The sequence below is a fragment of the Peribacillus frigoritolerans genome, assembly GCF_040250305.1.
In the GTDB taxonomy this organism is placed as follows: Bacteria; Bacillota; Bacilli; order Bacillales; family DSM-1321; genus Peribacillus.
On record NZ_CP158190.1, the window covers coordinates 5,576,731 to 5,596,670 of the forward strand.

A 19,940-nucleotide genomic window follows, 5' to 3' on the forward strand; every position below is an offset into this window, starting at 1 on the left:
TTTTATCAATTTTTCACAGATATGAAACAGCTAAAATTAGTTAATTTCTTTCACATGCACAGTCAGTGTCGCAGTGACCTCAGGATGAAGCTTGACTGGAAGCTTTGTATGCCCTAAAGAACGGATGCCGTCAGCAAGCTCCATTTTACGTTTATCTATCTTGATACCGTGTTTTTTCTGAAGCTCCGAGGCAATTTGTTTAGTCGTGATTGAACCGAACAAACGCCCGCCCTCACCGGCTTTGGCTGATAGTTCAACCGTTAACTTCTCTAGCTGCACTTTCAATTCTTCAGCTTGCTGCAGCTCTTCCGCTGCAAGTGATTCTTCTTTATTTTTCTGGGCTTCCAAAGTTTTCACATTTGAATTATTTGCTTCAACCGCCAATCCTTGTTTAAGCAGGAAATTATGTGCATAACCATCTGCAACATTTTTAACTTCCCCTTTTTTCCCTTTACCTTTTACGTCTTTAAGAAATATCACTTTCATTCTTTATGTCCCCCTTCTAAATATTCATCAATAGCTGCTTTCAATCGACTTTCGGCTTCATTAATGGAGCATACCTGCTGAGTGGCTGCATTTGTTAGATGTCCGCCTCCATTCAACATTTCCATGATCACCTGTACATTGATATCACCGAGTGAGCGCGCACTTATGCCAACTGTATCATCAGATCGCTTAGCCATTACAAAGGAAGCGACAACGCCATCCATGGTCAATAGTGTGTCCGCAGCCTGAGCAATGAGCACCTGATTATGAACCTGATCGGTTTTTGCCGCTGCAATGGCAATTCCCTTTTTATAAAAGATGACTTCTTCAATGAGCTTCGAACGTTTGATATAGGTGTCCACGTCTTCTTTTAAGAATTTCTGGACAAGTACCGTATCAGCTCCATGCGCCCTTAGATAAGAGGCGGCATCGAAAGTGCGTGAACCCGTTCTCAAGGTGAAGCTTTTCGTATCGACGATGATACCTGCAAGAAGCGCCGTCGACTCCAGCATATCAATCTTTGAGCGTTTCGGCTGATATTCAAGCAGTTCGGTCACAAGTTCTGCCGTTGAAGAGGCATATGGCTCCATATAGACGAGCAATGAGTTCTTGATGAACTCCTCACCCCGGCGATGATGATCGATGACCACAACCTTATCGATCCTATTCAATAACCGCTCTTCAATTACCATGGAAGGTTTATGCGTATCAACCACAACCAGCAACGTCTCATCCGTAATCATTTCAAATGCATCATCAGGTGTTATGAACCGGGCATACAGCTCTTCTTTATTTTTGATCTCTTCCATTAAACGAAGGACGCTGCTATCGAGCTGCTGGGTGTTGATGACAATATAACCTTCACGTTCATTCATTTGGGCAACCTTCAAGATGCCGATTGCTGAACCGATTGCGTCCATATCCGGGTTTTTATGGCCCATGACAATGACTTTATCGCTATCAAGTACTATATCCTTCAATGCATGCGAAATAACACGGGCACGGACCCTCGTGCGTTTTTCCATCGGATTGGTTTTGCCGCCATAGAATTTCACTTTTCCATTCGCTTGCTTTATGGCCACCTGATCGCCGCCACGTCCTAAAGCGAGATCCAAGCTGGACTGTGCAAGCGTACCTAGTTCCGGCAAGGATGACACGGCCGAGCCGACACCGATGCTCAAGGTCAATGGTACATTTTGCTTGGCCGTCGTTTCCCTGATTTCATCCAAAATCGAGAATTTCCCCTTTTCAAGCTGCTGAAGGATATGCTCATTAAAGACAGCGATGAATCGTTCCGAGGAAACCCGTTTAAAGAAAACGCCATTATCCCTTGCCCATTTATCAAGAAGTGAGGTAACCAAGCTATTAATGCTGCTTTTGCGCTGATCATCCATACCCTGGGTCAAATCATCATAGTTATCAAGAAGAATGATCGCAATTGCCGTTCGCTCATCTTCATATAATTTCTCGATTTCCACTTGCTCAGTCACATCAAAAAAGTAAAGAAGCCTCTCATCACGCTTATGGACCACCTTGAATTTCCGATCGTGGAGCGTAAGTGTCTCTGTCTCGATCTCTTGCTTGATTAACGGTACTATCGAGTCCGCAACATCGTATAGCGATCTTCCTGCCAAGGAGTCTTCACTAAAACAAGAAGCCAGGAATGGATTGGTCCATTCAATGTAATAATCCTCATTAAAGAGCATGATCCCAATCGGCATTTCCAATAACGCTTCTTCGCCTACCTTCTTTAAACGGTAAGATAAAGTCGTTATATACTCTTCTGTCTTCCGTTGCTTTTTTTCTACCATTCTTAATGTTAAATAAAATAAACCAGCAAGAATCAATAATCCAACAAGTGCAATAACCCAATTATAATAAGCCAGGACGCCCAAAAGTAAAACGACCGCGGCGAGCACCCCATACAATGGGGACTTAATCGAGTATTCTTTCAAATAAGATGGCATAGTTTCAGCTCCTAAAAGCATCTGTTTTACAAAAAAGTCTTCTATTCCTTTTTCTTGATTGTCTCCCTAAACGGAAAGCCTAAATCTATTATACCTAAAAATCGGACGGCCGTCGTAATAATCGGAATCGGCAGAAGCAAAGAAAAAACCACGATTAAAACCGGTATCGCCTTAACCCATGACTTAACATGAGCGATATAGAATATCAGGGAATACCCTTGTAATAATATGAAGAACTGCAGTATGAAAAATAGGTTCGTTATGGCCATATATACAAAACTGTTCTTGTCCGTATTCACAAAAAGAGCAAGAAGCATCGTAATTAAATAATACCATAAAAGGCTTTTCGGGAGTCGCAGATCTCGAAAATGGGGCCATTTTAACGCCTTATCACTGAATCTCTTCACAATGGGGTGCGCCGCAAAGAAAATCAATAAAACCATGATGACGGACATCAAGACGAACAAACTTGGCATCAGCGTGTTCATCATATCGATTGATTCATACATCTGCTTTTTGACTTGTTCCGTCGGTGCCTGTCCAAAAGAATCCATGATGCCGATTGTATTTCCAATGGACCCCTCAAGAATGTTCATCGATTCTTCTATGTAATTAACATCCGTTATCAAAACTGAAGCTGCATATATTAATAAAATGCCCCCCAGAAAGACAAGGACTGCACTTATGAACATAGGTGCCATCGGTTTGTCCTTTTTCAAAAAATAGCCGATCGCAATTCCCGTTGCCCCCATGAGCAAGGTCAGGGGAACAGACAATATCGTCCCGATGAGGATCGACAATAACGAGGCTACAAATAAGTAACCAAGGCTCCACGATAACTTTTGTTTGATTGTGACCAGTATGAATGGAATGGGTAAAAAGAAAGCAGTGAAAATACCCAATAGTGGGATTTGAATGGTGATGAACAATAAAATGCAATATAGTGCCAGAAGTGCTCCGCCCTCGGCAATTCGTCTCCCGCTATTCATCTTTATTTTACCCCCTGTTATTATTGATGTCTTATCTCCATCTTTATATTGTATCCGTTACGGCCAGGATATTTCAAACATCACAGTCTTTTTTAGGATATGATTATTTTTTCTGAGGAAAGCGCCCGGATAACTTCCTTCTGAAATAAAAAAAACCGCAATTCAGCAGTTTTCAGGCATAAGTGATAACTTATAAAAAAGGCACATTAAGGATAACTCCTCAATGTGCCAATTTATTATTCACCAGATACGTATGGTAGTAATGCCATAGTACGTGAGCGTTTAATAGCAATCGTTAATTTACGTTGATATTTAGCGCTTGTGCCAGTTACACGACGTGGTAAAATTTTACCGCGTTCTGAGACGAATTTTTTAAGAAGATCTGTATCTTTGTAATCAATTTTAGTGATTCCGTTAGATGTGAAATAACAAACCTTTTTACGCTTACCGCGTCCTTTACGTCCACCCATTGCCATAATATATTTCCCTCCCTGCTTTTTTGAATTTTCATTTTAAACGGCTGTTTAAAACGGAAGATCATCATCTGAAATGTCGATTGTTTTACCGTCATTAGCAAATGGATCATCATCTACACGAGTGTAGTTGTTATTGCTCCGTTGATTCTGATTAGGATTTTGTCCATACGAATTGTTGTCATTTCCGTTATTGCCATAACTTCTTTGACCTCCACCGTAAGAACCGCCTTCATTTCTTTCACCCGCTGAACTGCTTCGTGGTTCAAGGAATTGAACGCTCTCAGCCAGAATCTCCGTCACATATACGCGTTTGCCGTCTTGTCCTTCATAATTACGTGTTTGGACACGTCCATCCACGCCAGCTAAACTGCCCTTTTTCAAGAAGTTAGCTACATTTTCTGCCGGTTTACGCCAAACTACACAGTTAATGAAATCCGCTTCACGTTCACCCTGCTGATTCGTAAAACTACGGTTCACAGCCAAAGTAAAGGTAGCTACGGGAACCCCATTAGGTGTATATCGTAATTCAGGATCTTTAGTTAAGCGTCCTACCAAAACTACGCGATTCATCATCAGAATCAACCCCTAGGTTTCAAGCTTGTTTCATGTGAAACAAGATTAGAATTTATATTAAATATTGAATTAAACTTCTTCTCTAGTAGCCATGTGGCGAATAATGTCTTCACTGATTTTAGCAAGACGATCGAATTCTTGAATCGCAGCACTTTCAGCGTTAACTTTAAGAAGCATGTAGTAACCATCACGGAAATCATTGATTTCATATGCAAGACGGCGTTTACCCCATTCTTTTGCTTCTACTTCCGCACCATTATCAGAAAGGATTGTGTTGAAACGTTCAACTAAAGCTTTTTTAGCTTCTTCCTCAATGTTTGGACGGATGATATACATAATTTCGTATTTTCTCATCACTGTCACCTCCTTTTGGTCTAAGCGGCCCAATTGGGCAAGGAGCAATTATTTATAATTACTCACAAGATAAAATTATAGCATAGTTAAAGAGGCTTTGCAACGAACGGTTCGACTTATTACAATTAATTGTAATCTAATGATTCAAGTCGCAAAAAAGACCCTACATATGGAACGGTAGGGTCCTCAGACTGCATACAAACTCGATAATCATTGAGTTTGTATGCACTCTTTTTTAGGTTTTTAAAATTTGACCGTTGATTTCCACTTCAGGCACTCGCTTTCCGCAGGAGTCTCGTACCTTCCGTTCCAATCAACTTTGTTCTAGCATTAAGATAGAACTCCTTTTGCCCACAGTCTTTTTTGTTTTAAAATAAATGGATTAAAACTGAGGAAATAAGGGTCTTTGAATCTTAAACGTTAAAACGGAAATGGATAACATCGCCATCGTTAACGATGTATTCTTTTCCTTCCAAACGGACTTTACCCGCTTCTTTTGCGGCACCATGACTGCCCGCTTCAAGTAAATCGGTATAAGAAACCGTCTCGGCACGGATGAAACCACGTTCGAAGTCCGTGTGAATGACTCCGGCACATTGAGGGGCTTTCATTCCTTTGCGGAATGTCCAAGCACGCACTTCCTGTACACCAGCTGTAAAGTATGTTGCCAATCCAAGCAGATTATAAGAAGCACGGATCAACTGATCAAGACCTGACTCCTCAATGCCAAGTTCAGATAGGAACATTTCCTTTTCTTCACCTTCAAGCTCTGCAATTTCTTCTTCGATTTTGGCACAAATCACGATTACTTCGGCATTTTCCTTCGCAGCATATTCACGAACTTGCTGTACATATTCATTATCGTCAGCATTCGCCACTTCATCTTCGCTCACGTTCGCTACGTAAAGCGTCGGCTTCGCTGTAAGTAAATGCATGCCCTTCACGATTTTTTGCTGCTCTTCAGTAAACTCAACGGAACGTGCAGGCTTTTCATCTTCCAAAGCTTCTTTTAAAGCCACAAGGATTTCATGTTCTGCAACAGCGGCTTTATCTTTTTGCTTGGCCATTTTTCCGACACGGTCGATGCGTTTGACAACAGATTCCAAATCGGCAAGGATCAATTCAAGGTTGATGACTTCAATATCATCGATTGGATTTACTTTTCCGGAAACATGGGTAATGTTATCGTCAGCAAAGCAACGGACGACTTGACAAATGGCATCCACTTGACGGATGTGGGAAAGGAATTTATTACCCAATCCTTCTCCTTTACTTGCTCCTTTTACAATCCCGGCGATATCCGTGAATTCAAAAGCTGTCGGAACCGTCTTTTTCGGTTTAACCAATTCAGTCAATTTTTGCAGACGGTGATCTGGCACTTCCACGATCCCGACATTAGGGTCGATCGTACAGAAAGGATAGTTGGCAGATTCCGCACCTGCCTGAGTAATTGCATTAAATAAAGTGGATTTACCTACGTTAGGCAAACCGACTATACCAGCTGTTAAAGCCATTTATATTTCACTCCTTCAAGATGATTCGTACATATGGGAAAAGAACTGATCTTCTATAAAGACCATCCAATTACCTAAACCTTTCCCAATTATAGATTTCGCTTCCTAAAAAGACAAGTAAATCATGAGAAACGCCGGACCACTTTCACTCCCCAAAAAAAAGCATGATCACTCCTCATGCTTTTGCAGAACTTTTTTCATTTTCTTCGCGAATTCACGTCGGGGCAGCATCACGCTATGACCGCACCCTTCACATTTTATCCGGATATCCATTCCGAGCCGTATAATTCTCCACTTATTCACTCCACACGGATGTGGTTTCTTCATTTCCACAATATCCTTAAGTGCAAATTCCTTTTCTTCCATAACCATGAGCCCCCTAACTCCTATGACTCGCTGCCATTGTACGTAGATTTAATCCCACTTGAATCAAGCGCAGCACTTATTTCATTTCTTAATATCCTGCTGATTTCGATGTGATGCATCGGCTTTGTTTCCGCTTTAACCCGAAAGACGATTTCTTCAGGACTGATTTTTTCAATTCCCAAAAATTCTGGTGCTTTAACCAGGGCTTCGTATTTGCCTTCCATACTGTTTAAAAGATCAATCAGCACCTTCTCGGCACGCTCGACCGATCCATCGTTAGGTATGGTCACATCAACAACAGCCATACTATTTAAAATGGAATAATTCGTGACCTGGATGATGCTGCCGTTGGGTATGAAGTGCAATTCCCCTGCACCGCTTTTAATTTTCGTAGTACGAAGCCCGATTTCAATGACTTCCCCTTCAAAATTATTGATTTTAATATAATCCCCAACCGAGAAATGATCTTCAAAAATCACGAAAAACCCAGTAATTATATCCTTGACCAAACTTTGGGCACCAAACCCAACCGCCAAACCGAGAACACCGGCACCAGCGAGTAATGGCATTACTTCAAGTCCAAAAATATCCAGAATCATTATCATGGCAATGAAATTGATGATATAGGTAATGATATTTTCCAGCAATTTAATGAGTGTCGCTTCCCTGCGCTCCGATACCCGAAGGGGACTTCTTAAACGTGCTTTGAAAAATTTATTCAGAATAGTCTTTCCTATTGTAATAATAATACGCGATAACAACAGAATAAGGAAGATTTTAATAATGCCCTCACCCATCCGCAACCATATCTTTTCATCCAATATCTCATTTGTAACGTTATCATAAATGCGATCCATCTTTTCCTCCTGCCTAATGCAAATAACTGCAAAACTATTATATCTTCTATATGTTTTTTTCCCATATAGACGTATTCCTCTACCCTCCATGCATGGAGATAACCATGAAATAGAGAGATTTTCTCTATTTTATCAATAAAAAATGGTTTCTGTACAAAAAAATTATGGGTATATAGGTAAAAGATTTAGAAGGTTTTTCCCAGATATTCAAGTAATTATTTACTAGAAAGTATAAAGGAAAGTAATTGATAGAGGATAAGCGACGATTCATATCCCCTTCAACTATTGGCATGTTCTACAAAAAATTCCCTCATCCATTATGTTAAATACCGTATATTTTCCCCTTTTTATCCGTATACTGTAATACCAAATAAAGTAAAGGAGTTGAGCCGATGAATCTGAATTCTAGTCTATTTAATAATAATAAAAATAGATTGAGTCGCATCCTGCATGAAGATACGGATGCATCCAAACAAATTTCCCAGGAATTGATCAACCTCCTACCTACCGGAAAGCTTCAACCAATCGTCATCGTCTGTATAGGCACAGACCGTTCCACAGGCGATTCACTCGGACCACTTGTCGGCACTCTGCTTAGTGAAAAAGCTGAAAACGGTTCTTCTTCATTCCATGTTTATGGAACTCTGGATGACCCTATACATGCGATGAATTTACAGGAAAAATTAAATGAAATCAAAAAGATGCATGCCAATCCATTTATAGTCGGAATCGATGCTTGCTTAGGGAAAATGAAAAGCGTCGGCATAGTTCAAATCGGCCAGGGACCAGTGAAGCCAGGTGCAGGGGTCAATAAAGATCTTCCTTCCGTTGGAAATGCCCATATTACAGGAATCGTGAATGTAAGTGGATTCATGGAGTTTATGGTCTTGCAGAACACTCGTCTTAATCTTGTGCTAAAAATGGCCAAAACCATTGCCGAAGGGATTCATGAAGCACAAAATCATTATCCAATAAAACCTACCATCACTCCTTTCACATGGTCATTCAAGCAAGAAAAAACCCTTTGATCGATTTTTGCTTATGATAAAAAAGAAGGAAGGGGTCATCCCCTTCCTTCTTTTTTATACATAATACATGAAAGTAACCAGAATGGCGGTGATCATTATGCCTGGAAGCAGATTCGCCACCCTTATTTTGGTGACACCGATAATATTCAAGCCAATTGCCAAAATCATGACTCCCCCAGTTGCCGTCATTTCCAATATGAAGGAATCCATTAAAGCAGTTGGGATCATCGTATTGATCTGCCTTGAAAAAATCGCCATTAACCCCTCATAAAGAATGATCGGAAATGCTGAAAAAAGTACACCTATGCCGAGAGTGCTGGCAAGGACCAATGCTGTAAATCCATCGATGATCGCTTTTGTTATCAAAACGTCATGATCATTCCGGATACCGCTATCCAGGGCACCGATAATGGCCATCGCCCCAATGCCAAATATGAGCGTAGCCGTTACAAACCCCTGAGATATCGAAGATCCTTCCTTCGCTTTCATCCTGCGTTCAAGCCAATTTCCTAAAGAATTAAGCTTAGCCTCAAGATTCATCCATTCACCAAGGACAGCCCCTCCGACAATACTTAAAATGACAACAAGGAAATTATCACTTTTAAACCCCATCTGCAAACCTAAGACCATGACAGCCAAACCGATGCCGCTCATGACCGTTTCTTTTATCTTTTCAGGTATATGTTGTAAAAACATTCCTAAAATCGAACCGATTAAAATGCAGGCACCATTCACCAAGGCCCCTAATAATACCATCTCATCCACCTAATTTTCTGCATAAGTCGTCACGATCTTTTCATAAAGGCGATCTAAGAGGAAAGGTTCTCTTGATCGATCAAGTTCAAAATTCTCTCTAAATCTTCTTTTGAAAAGAATTCAATTTCTATTTTTCCTTTTTTCTTGCTTTGTTTTATCGTTACGCTCGTCCCTAGTCTTTCACGCAGACTTGTCTCCCGTTGCTTTATGAATATATCTTTTTTCTCTTGTTTCTTAGGTTTGGTTTCACGTGAAACGGTATCATTCAATTGATGTATATATTGCTCTAGCTGTCTGACATTCATACCTTCTTTGAGGATTTTATCCACTACCGGCTTAAGCATCTCTTTTTTCTTTAAACCTAGCAATGCCCGTCCATGCCCCATGGAAATTTCCCCGTCCGAGATATATCTCCTAATCCCTTCAGGCAAAGAAAGTAATCTAACATGGTTTGCTATATGGGGCCGGCTTTTACCCAGCCGATTGGCCAACTGCTCCTGAGTAATTTCCAATTTTTCAAGAAGTGTTTGGTAAGCAACGGCTTCCTCGATCGGATTCAAATCCTCCCGTTGCAGGTTTTCCAAAATCGCCAGTTCCATCATCTGCTGTTCGCTCAATTTCCTCACAACGACCGGAACTGTATTTAAACCAGCTTCTTTGGCAGCTCGGTAACGCCTTTCCCCAGCCACAATTTCATATCCCTTAATGCTTTCCCGGGCAATAATCGGCTGTAATATCCCGTGTTCCATGATGGATTGCTTTAATTCCTCTATAGCTTCAAGCCGAAAGTTCTTTCGGGGCTGATAAGGATTTGGCCTTAATTCCCTTACTTTGATTTCGCGCACGATTTCATCTTTACTGATCTCCCCACTGTTGAAAAGTGCGTTAAGTCCTTTGCCAAGTCCTTTAGCCATTTGATACCACTTCCTTTGCCAGTTCTAGATAGACCTCCGCCCCACGTGACTTTGGATCATATATAATTATCGGTTCTCCATGGCTCGGTGCTTCACTCAAACGGACATTGCGGGGAATGATGGTTTGATAGACTTTATCCTGAAAGTATTTTTTTACTTCTTCTATGACCTGGAGACCTAGATTTGTTCTTGCATCCAACATCGTCAAAAGCACACCCTCGATTTTCAAATCATGGTTTAAATGCTTTTGGACGAGGCGGACCGTATTCAATAGTTGACTCAAACCTTCCAATGCATAATATTCACATTGTACCGGAATCAAAACTGCATCAGCGGCCGTTAAGGCATTAAGCGTAAGCAAACCCAATGATGGAGGGCAGTCAATCACAATGTAATCATATTGGCTTTGCACCTCTTCTAATGCCCTTTTTAATCGGACTTCCCTTGAGATGGTTGGAACAAGTTCAATTTCTGCACCTGCAAGTTGAATTGTCGCAGGTATGGCATATAGGTTTTCTACCTTTGTTTCCATGATAACGGTACTGGCCTCGACATCATCAACCAATACATCATAAATACATTGTTCCACATCTGCTTTGTCGATACCTGCACCGCTTGTCGCATTTCCCTGCGGATCAATATCGACCATTAAGACTTTCTGTCCTATATATGCAAGACAAGCACTTAGACTGACAGAAGTTGTCGTTTTTCCAACACCGCCCTTTTGATTGGCAATGGCGAGAATCTTCCCCACGAATTCACCTGCTTTCAACTATCTTCATCACGCTATATCTACTGATTTGTACCGTAAATCCAGTTATTTCTTTCTATTTTATCATGAATGTTACTGGAAGAAATCGTTTTCTGAAATTCCGCTTAAAATTTCAAATACACCTAAAAGCATTAAAAACCCGGGGAAAGTTGAATGTTTTCAAGGCGGAAAATGCCAGTTTTGGAGTGAAAATAAAAAAGCTTGGTAATCGAAGACTACCAAGCGGGCTAAGGATAGGGAATCAAGTTTTTTTCTTGGGTATTTTAATCGTGAACTGATAATACTCCTCGAATTCTTCTTCCTCTGCATCCAAATTTATTCCATTGTCTGTAACCATATTGAGTGATTGGCGTATGGTATTCACGGCAATCCTCATGTCTTTACTAAACGCTTTTCGCTTAGGTTTCGGCTTCTGCACAGTACCCGTCAGGAGCTTGACGACTTGCTCTTCGGTCTGCTTGACGTTCAACCCTTTTTCGATGATTTCCACAAGCAGTTTAAGCTGCTTTTCAGGACTCTTTAACGGTATCAACGAACGGGCATGGCGTTCCGTAATTTGCTTTTGAAGAAGTGCATCCTGAACCTCCTGTGGCAGCTTAAGCAGCCGAAGCTTATTCGCCACGGTAGATTGACCTATTCCCAGTCTTTGTGCCAGCGCTTCTTGGGTTAAACTATGCAGCTCCAATAGTTTTCCGTAAGCCAAAGCTTCTTCAATCGGTGTCAGTTCTTCACGCTGAAGGTTTTCTATCAGCGCGACGGAAGCCGTTTCTGTATCGGTGAAATCCTTGATTATAGCAGGTGCCAGTTCCCAGCCAAGCTTTTGCATGGCCCGGAAACGACGCTCACCTGCAATGATTTCATATTTTCCCTGACCATAAGCCCTTACTACAATTGGTTGAATGATCCCATGAGTATGAATCGTTTGAGCCAATTCAGCAATTTTATCGTCATTAAAAACGGTCCTTGGTTGAAATCGATTAGGCACAATATCAGAAATGGAAATTTTTCTTATCTCTTCATTATTATTGCTAGGTGTCTCCATCTCTAGTTGCTCTTCTTCTTTTTCGCCAAACCCAAAGAACCGCGAAAAAGGATGCTTCATCTTCCTACACCACCTTTTAAAACTCCCAAATAACATATTCTCTATTTAAAGGACAAGTCCTGCATACATTTCCCGACATGGTTATACATATGGCCCTTCACTGTAAAAAACATGTCGACTGGCGCCATCAAGGTAATAATGAGGAATGGAAGGCCAGTTATTATGGATATCGGCCGGCATTCCCTAGACTATTTCCCTGAATCAGCCAGCACAGGGCACACGTTTTAACATGTACCTAATGCCTTTGTTGGCAAATGCAGTATTGAGTGAAAATAATAAGTTCATACATTTATAGTAAAAGAAAATAAGGGCAAGTACCAGCCATGTATTTGAATCATCTGCGCTTACTATGAAAACATACTCCTCTTGCAAAGATTATTCAATAGGCTGTTTATTTGGTGTCCCTGGTTTTCTCGGGTATTTTTTAGGAGTCTTCTTCACTTTTTTTACAGTAATGATGTTTCTTTCACTATTTTCCTCTGGCAATGTGAAAGGATGAATTTCTTCGATTTCTCCGCCTAATGTAAAAATGGCCTTCTTCCCAGTGTCCATTTCATCTTGTGCACTAGCCGCTTTCATTGCAATGAACGTCCCATCCGGTTTAACAAGCGGCAAACATAGTTCACTTAAAACGGACATCCTGGCTACCGCCCTTGCCATGACAATATCATAGGATTCGCGATGCTCCGGTTTTTGGGCGAAGGTTTCAGCCCGGTCATGATAGAAGGAAACTCCCTTTAATTGCAAGGAATCCGCAAGGTGATTCAAAAAAGAAATTCGCTTATTCAAGGAATCCACAATCGAGACGTGGATATCAGGGAAACAAATCTTCAAGGGAATACTCGGAAATCCAGCTCCAGCCCCAACATCGCAAATTCGATATGATTTATTAAAGTCAAAATAGAAGGCTGCACTGATTGAATCATAAAAATGCTTCAGATAAACTTCTTCTTTATCAGTGATGGCTGTTAAGTTCATCTTTTCGTTCCATTCCACCAATAATCGATAATAAGTGTCAAACTGATCAAGCTGTTGAGGAGATAGCTCGATTCCTTTCTCCAGCAGTGCTTGTTGGAACTGTTCAATATTCATGTCTGCTTCAATCCTTTTCGGGTATTTCCATTACTGAGATACTCTGGCGATCTTACCTTGTTCCAAATAAACAAGCAAAATGGAAACATCAGCGGGATTCACACCTGAAATTCTTGAAGCCTGAGCTACTGATAGCGGGTGGACCTGCTTTAACTTTTGACGTGCTTCCGTTGCAAGACCAGAAATTGCATCATAATCGATATTCTCTGGAATCTTTTTATTCTCCATTTTTTTCAGGCGATCGACTTGCTGCAAGGATTTTTCGATATATCCTTCATACTTGATCTGGATTTCGACCTGTTCCGTCACTTCATCGCTCAGTTCGACATCACTTGGCGCCAACTTCTGAATGTGGGAATAATCCATTTCAGGCCGTTTCAATAAATCGGAGGCACGGATTCCATCCTTCAACTCACTGCCGCCGCTTGCAGTAATGACTTCTTGAACCTCTTTGGTCGGTTTGATGAAGTTTGATTTCAGTCGTTCCTTTTCCATTTCAACCGCTTCTTTTTTCATAAGGAAACGATTGTAGCGTTCTTCTTTGATCATCCCGATATTGAATCCAATTTCCGTTAAGCGTAAATCGGCATTATCATGACGCAATAATAAACGGTATTCTGCACGCGAAGTCAGCAAACGGTATGGTTCATTCGTACCTTTCGTCACAAGGTCATCAATGAGAACACCAATATAGGCATCCGAACGGCTTAAAATCAGTTCTTCTTTACCCATTGCATTCAATCCTGCATTAATACCGGCCATCAATCCTTGTCCTGCTGCTTCCTCGTAGCCGGATGTCCCGTTAATTTGGCCAGCAGTATACAGATTTTTGATTTTCTTCGTTTCAAGTGTAGGCCATAGCTGCGTAGGAACGATAGCATCATATTCAATTGCATATCCAGCACGCATCATTTCCGCCTTTTCAAGTCCTGGAATTGTTTGCAGGATTTTCACTTGTACATCTTCAGGCAGACTGGTGGATAAACCTTGCACATAAACTTCCTTTGTATTGCGGCCTTCAGGTTCCAGGAAGATTTGATGCCGTGGTTTATCATTAAAACGAACGACTTTATCTTCTATCGATGGACAATATCGCGGTCCGGTTCCTTTAATCATTCCGGAATACATTGGCGAACGGTGCAGATTTTCATCAATGAGCTGATGTGTCCCCTCATTCGTGTATGTCAACCAGCATGGCAATTGATCCGTTATGAACTTTGTCGTTTCATAAGAAAATGCGCGTGGCACTTCATCGCCAGGCTGAATTTCCGTTTTGCTGTAATCTATGGAAGAGCTATTCACTCGTGGCGGCGTTCCTGTTTTAAAACGGACCAAGTCAAATCCTAACTGCTCTAAATGTTCAGAAAGCCTGATGGAAGGCTGCTGGTTATTTGGGCCGCTTGAATATTTCAGTTCCCCTAAAATGATTTCACCGCGTAAATATGTTCCCGTCGTGATTACGACAGTTTTCGCACGGTACACCGCTCCTGTTTTAGTGATGACACCCGTACATACGTCGTTTTCAACAATTAATTCTTCTACCATTCCTTGAATCAATGTCAAATTTTCTTGGTCTTCTATCGTTTTTTTCATTTCTTGCTGATAGAGAAATTTATCTGCCTGCGCCCGCAGCGCACGAACAGCCGGACCTTTAGCCGTATTGAGCATCCTCATTTGAATATGGGTCTTGTCGATATTCCTTCCCATTTCACCGCCTAAAGCGTCAATTTCCCTAACGACTATCCCTTTTGCCGGCCCGCCAACGGAGGGATTGCATGGCATAAAGGCGACCATATCCAAATTAATGGTGATCATCAACGTTTTAGCTCCTACTCTTGCAGCTGCAAGGCCTGCCTCACTGCCAGCATGACCGGCACCAATAACAATGACATCATAGCTACCTGCTTCGTATTGCATATCCTTTTCCTCCTTTTACGCTTATTTTCCTAAACAAAATTGAGAGAACAATTGGTTGATCAAATTATCCTGAACGCTTTCGCCAATGATTTCTCCAAGGATCTCCCAGGCTTTCGTGAAATCGATTTGAACCAAATCAACCGGCGTACCCATTTCAATAGCATCGATTGCATCTTCGATAGACTGTAATGCCTGTCCCAGCAAAGCTATATGCCTTGCATTGGAAACATACGTCAGGTCTCCCGTTTCTAAAGAACCTTCAAAAAATAAAGAAGCGATGGCTTCTTCCAATTCATCGACCCCTCGATCCTCCAGTAATGAAGTGGAAACAACTTTATGGGATGCCGCCTTTTCCTTAACCTTTGCCATATCGATTTTTTGTGGAAGGTCGGTTTTATTGATGATAACGATAACATCCATTCCCTCAACCGCTTGAAACAATTTCTCATCTTCGGCAGTGAAATCATCGGAATAGTTCAATACAAGCAATATTAAATCAGCCTCTTTTAATACTGCACGAGACCGTTCAACTCCAATTCGTTCAACGATATCTTCCGTTTCGCGAATTCCTGCTGTATCGACGAGTTTAAGCGGTACACCGCGAACATTGACATACTCTTCAATTACGTCACGTGTTGTACCTGGAATATCAGTGACAATCGCTTTATTTTCATGAACTAAGCTGTTAAGCAAAGAAGATTTTCCGACATTAGGGCGCCCAATGATAACGGTCGCAAGCCCATCCCTAAGTATCTTACCCTGTTGGGCCGTGTGAAGCAGCTTCTCTATTTCATTCTTCACATAACTGCCCTTTTCCAAAAATAAACGATGCGTCATTTCTTCGACATCATCATATTCCGGATAATCTATATTAACCTCGACTTGAGCGAGGGTCTGTAAAATTTCCTGACGCAGATTTTGGATTAATTTCGAAAGCCGGCCTTCCATTTGACCTAATGCAACATTCATCGCTTTATCCGTTTTAGCGCGGATTAAATCCATAACGGCCTCAGCTTGAGAAAGATCGATCCTGCCATTCAAAAAAGCCCGTTTCGTAAATTCACCAGGTTCCGCTAAACGAGCACCTTGTGAGAGAATGAGCTGTAATACCCGATTGACCGAAACGATTCCACCGTGACAATTTATTTCAACTACATCTTCCCTTGTAAATGTCTTTGGACCCATCATGACCGAAACCATGACTTCCTCTATGATTTCACCTGTTTTTGGCTGGATAAGGTGGCCATAATGAATCGTGTGTGATTTCACATCAAGCAATCCTTTTCCACCTGGTCCTTTAAAGATCCTGTCGGCTATTTCTATGGCCTCATCACCGCTGATTCTAACGATGGCGATTGCCCCTTCCCCTAAGGGAGTAGAGATAGCGGTGATTGTATCGAATTCCATGCTTTCACCTCTTATATATTGATGTTTCTATTTTTTTCTGATATTAAAATCGTCGAATCCCTAAATTACTACAATACCACAGTATATTGATGAAAAAAAGTAGATACTCCTTCCTCTCGAGAGTTATCCACATGCCGTCAATCCATATTCTGTAACATCTATTTTAACTTATCCACATGTGAATAACAAATATCGTCCGCTTCCCTTTACGGATCAAGAATATATATTCGACACACATTGATAGCAAGGCCTAAAAAAAAAGAACCCCTGCTTAAAAGCAGAAGGTTCATTTAAGTGGAGTAATGACTAAGTGGCGATAAGGTTCCGTCCCACTTGAAGTCGTTTTTATTTTTGGATAATCCAAGAGAGCATTATGGATGACCTTTCGTTCATAGGATGGCATCGGCTCAAGTGAAACAGCTTTACCTGTTTTCATGGCTTTATTTGCCATTCTTTCGGCCAATTGGATTAAAGTGTCATTGCGGCGATTTCGATAATCTTCTGCATCTACAGTAATATTCAAAAACTGCTTCGAATATCGATTTGCAACCAGCTGTGCTAAATACTGAAGTGAATTTAGTGTTTGACCCCTTTTTCCAATCAATAAGGCAATTTTATCACCTGATAAATGGAATGTTACATTCTTACCTTTACGGGTGACATCAATTTGTGCATTGACTCCCATTTCCACGCTGACATTCTTCAAAAATCCCAGTGTCTCTTCAATGGGATCGGCAGGCAAGGTCACATGGACGATTGCCTTCCTTGCACCAAATAAACCAAAAAATCCTTTTTTGCCTTCATCTTCTATTTCAATCTCCACGCGATCTTTAGTGCTGTTCAGTTGAGCTAAAGCTAAATTTACTGCTTCTTCGACAGATTGTCCTGTAGCAGTTACTTTTTTCACTTTTTCTTTGCCCCTCCCGCGTTTTCCGCAGCTGCTTTTCTAAGATCCGGACCTTTGATGAAATATGTTTGAACGATACCAAAAAGGTTACCAACTACCCAGTAAAGAGAAAGAGCAGCGGGGAAATTAATAGCAAATACAACAATCATGATTGGCATGATGTAAAGCATCATCGTCATTTGTGCCGCCATTTGTGGATTGGAGTTCATTCCAACCATGGACATCTTTTGCTGGATAAAAGTCGTGATACCTGCAACGACCGGTAAAATATAATAAGGATCCGGGGAACCTAAATCAAACCAAAGAAAACTATGTAAAGCAATTTCTTCCGTACGGCTGATTGCATGGTAAAATCCGATCAAAATTGGCATTTGCACCAATATCGGCAAACATCCCGCCAATGGATTCACATTATATTTTGAAAATAGAGCCATTGTTTCTTGCTGTAGTTTTTGTTGTGTGGCAGCATCTTTTGAGCTGTATTTTGCTTGAAGTTCTTTCATTTCAGGCTGAATGGCCTGCATTGCTTTCGAGCTTTTCACCTGTTTGATCATTAATGGAAGTAATGCTAAGCGAATGATTAGTGTAACACCGATGATTCCCAAACCATAGTTCTCGCCAAATGCTTCAGAAAGCCAAATGATCAGGGCTGATAATGGATAGACAATGTATGAATTCCAAAAACCTTCACTATCCGCAGTAATAGGTTCTTTAATTTCCGTACACCCTGCTAACAACATCATTATCGAGGCTAGTCCAATAATGAGTAATATTCGTTTTTTCAACCGTAATTTCCTCCTAACTGCAATCAATCTTTTTTGAAACAATTGTGAACTGTTTGATAGAAGATTTCAAGGAAAAGCAATCCACTTTTTCCACAGTTACAATCGGGATTTTCTATGTCATCTTTCTCAAGTAACCACATGATCCGAGGAGTGCTTATTCGATATTAAGGGGACTTTATTGTTTTTTCATTTTAAAGTTTAGTGATTTAGAACGTTTCAGGACATGGATCAAGCTACTTTTCACCTGGAAAAAGTCCATCTCCGCCGCTGGTTTTCGAGCAATCACAATATAATCCTTACCCTCTTCTATATCTTCTTTCAATTCCAAAAACGCTTGCCGTATGTATCTTTTAATTTGGTTCCTTACAACGGCGTTCCCGATTTTTTTACTGACTGAAAGGCCGATCCGAAAATAATCCTGACCTGGCTTTTCAAGGACATAGACAACGAATTGCCGATTAGCAGAAGACTCACCTTTTTTAAACACAAGCTGAAATTCGTCCTCTTTCTTAATCCTTAACTTTTTTTTCATTTTTACACCTTCATTACATGAATTGAGTCTCAGTAAATCCCTTATTTTGCGAAAAAAGACCACTGAGACTTTTCAGTGGTCTATGCAGATAATACTTTTCTGCCCTTACGGCGACGTGCAGCGATTACTCTACGTCCGTTTTTCGTGCTCATACGTGCACGGAAACCGTGAACTTTACTATGTTTGCGGTTATTCGGTTGATAAGTTCTTTTCATTATATGACACCTCCCTGAGGAATAACAGTTAAAGACAGTCTTTACAATTATATAGATGGAGGTTTCTACTTGTCAACCTCATCCATAAAAATATTTCTTTTTTAATGCTCAATGTCCAGTTGGCCTTTTTTTACTACCTAGCCTATTGTAAATGATTTTGCTCCGAACTGATATAGAAATTTTTGGGGAAAGGCAAATTTCCATCATTTTATCCATGAGCACAAATATGAGATTCACAATGAATCCTCCCTTGTTCGAAACAACATTCGACAAATAATTAAGAATGGACGTGAATCATTTTTTGATCTGTTATGCAGCTCTTTCGGCTTGACCAACTTCGTTCAAAACAAATTAGCCAAGCCTATAATCACGGTCTGTGGATAAATTTCGACATGTTTTTTTCTATCCACATCCCATTTTATAGACTTTTGCACATAACAATGGCCTGTGGAAAAGTTTTTCCCACAAGCTCGGTAAGTTGTGGATAAAGTTTTCTAACCCATTGCAAGACGCCTGAATTTCTGATATTATATTTGTGTTTTCACTCTGAATAACTTTATCAACAGGTAACGTTTATCCACAGACTGTGAATAACTTGTGGATAGTTTATCCGACCTGTGTATATTAATCTGTCCACAGATGGTGGATATTGTCGAAAACCCTTTTTTCTTCTTTATTATATATTTCTTAAAATACCTGTTGATGAATAAACATTCAAGTCTACACTGGTTTACCAGATGTAGTCTGTACAAAGGTTGTACAGCGCAAGATATAGTTTTTAGGCACTTCATTACACAACACAAAAATTACTTAATACAGCTCACCGAACCTTTGCTGTCAAAATTAATATAAAGACGGCAATCGATGAGTTTATTTGTGCCTATACATTTAGATACAATTATTAAAAATATTTTGCAAAGGAGGGATAAGT

21 protein-coding genes are annotated in these 19,940 nt (G+C 40.6%); 1 reads left to right on the forward strand and 20 read right to left on the reverse strand.

Annotated features, from left to right (window positions below; translation table 11 throughout):
* Positions 1-36: 36 nt before the first annotated feature.
* From rplI to ABOA58_RS27665, 9 genes are all read right to left on the reverse strand, one after another.
* On the reverse strand, positions 37-486 hold the full coding sequence (rplI, locus tag ABOA58_RS27625) for a 50S ribosomal protein L9 (RefSeq protein WP_101223970.1): 450 nt from the start codon (positions 484-486) through the stop codon (positions 37-39).
* A complete protein-coding gene (locus ABOA58_RS27630; RefSeq protein WP_350300813.1) occupies positions 483-2,453 on the reverse strand; it encodes a DHH family phosphoesterase in 1,971 nt (656 codons plus the stop codon). Before ABOA58_RS27630 ends, rplI begins: the two co-directional genes overlap by 4 nt.
* A 41-nt stretch (positions 2,454-2,494) precedes the next feature.
* Positions 2,495-3,442 (reverse strand): YybS family protein, encoded by a 948-nt coding sequence (locus ABOA58_RS27635; RefSeq protein ID WP_350300814.1) that lies wholly within the window; start codon positions 3,440-3,442, stop codon positions 2,495-2,497.
* A gap of 236 nt (positions 3,443-3,678) precedes the next feature.
* Positions 3,679-3,918 carry a 30S ribosomal protein S18 gene (gene rpsR / locus ABOA58_RS27640; RefSeq protein WP_053348323.1) on the reverse strand — a complete coding sequence of 80 codons (240 nt, stop codon included), beginning with the start codon at positions 3,916-3,918 and terminating at the stop codon, positions 3,679-3,681.
* Positions 3,919-3,966: 48 nt separating this feature from the next.
* A complete protein-coding gene (gene ssb / locus ABOA58_RS27645) occupies positions 3,967-4,491 on the reverse strand; it encodes a single-stranded DNA-binding protein (protein ID WP_057278276.1) in 525 nt (174 codons plus the stop codon).
* A gap of 69 nt (positions 4,492-4,560) precedes the next feature.
* The gene (gene rpsF / locus ABOA58_RS27650; protein WP_034316153.1) at positions 4,561-4,845 is read right to left on the reverse strand and encodes a 30S ribosomal protein S6; all 285 of its coding nucleotides are present in this window, start codon (positions 4,843-4,845) and stop codon (positions 4,561-4,563) included.
* Positions 4,846-5,258: 413 nt separating this feature from the next.
* On the reverse strand, positions 5,259-6,359 hold the full coding sequence (gene ychF, locus ABOA58_RS27655) for a redox-regulated ATPase YchF (RefSeq protein ID WP_034316156.1): 1,101 nt from the start codon (positions 6,357-6,359) through the stop codon (positions 5,259-5,261).
* Positions 6,360-6,527: 168 nt separating this feature from the next.
* Positions 6,528-6,725 (reverse strand): DUF951 domain-containing protein, encoded by a 198-nt coding sequence (locus tag ABOA58_RS27660; RefSeq protein ID WP_034316158.1) that lies wholly within the window; start codon positions 6,723-6,725, stop codon positions 6,528-6,530.
* Between the two features lie 20 nt (positions 6,726-6,745).
* Positions 6,746-7,582, reverse strand: coding sequence for a mechanosensitive ion channel family protein (locus ABOA58_RS27665; RefSeq protein ID WP_350300815.1), 837 nt, complete (start codon positions 7,580-7,582; stop codon positions 6,746-6,748).
* 392 nt (positions 7,583-7,974) lie between these two features.
* On the opposite strand from ABOA58_RS27665, the gene yyaC reads away from it, so the two are divergent.
* Positions 7,975-8,610 carry a spore protease YyaC gene (yyaC, locus tag ABOA58_RS27670; protein ID WP_350300816.1) on the forward strand — a complete coding sequence of 212 codons (636 nt, stop codon included), beginning with the start codon at positions 7,975-7,977 and terminating at the stop codon, positions 8,608-8,610.
* 54 nt (positions 8,611-8,664) lie between these two features.
* On the opposite strand, the gene ABOA58_RS27675 is transcribed toward yyaC, so the two are convergent.
* From ABOA58_RS27675 to rpmH, 11 genes are all read right to left on the reverse strand, one after another.
* Positions 8,665-9,366, reverse strand: a complete 702-nt coding sequence (locus tag ABOA58_RS27675) for a DUF554 domain-containing protein (RefSeq protein WP_350300817.1) — start codon at positions 9,364-9,366, stop codon at positions 8,665-8,667.
* A gap of 53 nt (positions 9,367-9,419) precedes the next feature.
* The gene (locus ABOA58_RS27680) at positions 9,420-10,280 is read right to left on the reverse strand and encodes a ParB/RepB/Spo0J family partition protein (protein ID WP_350300818.1); all 861 of its coding nucleotides are present in this window, start codon (positions 10,278-10,280) and stop codon (positions 9,420-9,422) included.
* Positions 10,273-11,034: a ParA family protein gene (locus ABOA58_RS27685; protein ID WP_034316249.1), complete on the reverse strand. Its 762-nt coding sequence runs from the start codon at positions 11,032-11,034 to the stop codon at positions 10,273-10,275. Before ABOA58_RS27685 ends, ABOA58_RS27680 begins: the two co-directional genes overlap by 8 nt.
* A 259-nt stretch (positions 11,035-11,293) precedes the next feature.
* A complete protein-coding gene (gene noc / locus ABOA58_RS27690; protein WP_101223976.1) occupies positions 11,294-12,154 on the reverse strand; it encodes a nucleoid occlusion protein in 861 nt (286 codons plus the stop codon).
* 375 nt (positions 12,155-12,529) lie between these two features.
* The gene (rsmG, locus tag ABOA58_RS27695; protein WP_101223977.1) at positions 12,530-13,246 is read right to left on the reverse strand and encodes a 16S rRNA (guanine(527)-N(7))-methyltransferase RsmG; all 717 of its coding nucleotides are present in this window, start codon (positions 13,244-13,246) and stop codon (positions 12,530-12,532) included.
* A gap of 30 nt (positions 13,247-13,276) precedes the next feature.
* A complete protein-coding gene (gene mnmG / locus ABOA58_RS27700) occupies positions 13,277-15,163 on the reverse strand; it encodes a tRNA uridine-5-carboxymethylaminomethyl(34) synthesis enzyme MnmG (protein ID WP_350300819.1) in 1,887 nt (628 codons plus the stop codon).
* Positions 15,164-15,184: 21 nt separating this feature from the next.
* Positions 15,185-16,570, reverse strand: a complete 1,386-nt coding sequence (gene mnmE, locus ABOA58_RS27705; RefSeq protein WP_350300820.1) for a tRNA uridine-5-carboxymethylaminomethyl(34) synthesis GTPase MnmE — start codon at positions 16,568-16,570, stop codon at positions 15,185-15,187.
* Positions 16,571-16,856: 286 nt separating this feature from the next.
* Positions 16,857-17,477, reverse strand: coding sequence for an RNA-binding cell elongation regulator Jag/EloR (jag, locus tag ABOA58_RS27710; protein ID WP_137020458.1), 621 nt, complete (start codon positions 17,475-17,477; stop codon positions 16,857-16,859).
* Positions 17,474-18,262 carry a YidC family membrane integrase SpoIIIJ gene (gene spoIIIJ, locus ABOA58_RS27715; RefSeq protein ID WP_063234312.1) on the reverse strand — a complete coding sequence of 263 codons (789 nt, stop codon included), beginning with the start codon at positions 18,260-18,262 and terminating at the stop codon, positions 17,474-17,476. Before spoIIIJ ends, jag begins: the two co-directional genes overlap by 4 nt.
* A gap of 175 nt (positions 18,263-18,437) precedes the next feature.
* A complete protein-coding gene (gene rnpA, locus ABOA58_RS27720; RefSeq protein WP_063234313.1) occupies positions 18,438-18,794 on the reverse strand; it encodes a ribonuclease P protein component in 357 nt (118 codons plus the stop codon).
* An 80-nt stretch (positions 18,795-18,874) separates the two neighbouring features.
* Positions 18,875-19,009 carry a 50S ribosomal protein L34 gene (gene rpmH / locus ABOA58_RS27725; RefSeq protein WP_034316183.1) on the reverse strand — a complete coding sequence of 45 codons (135 nt, stop codon included), beginning with the start codon at positions 19,007-19,009 and terminating at the stop codon, positions 18,875-18,877.
* Between the last annotated feature and the right edge of the window lie 931 nt (positions 19,010-19,940).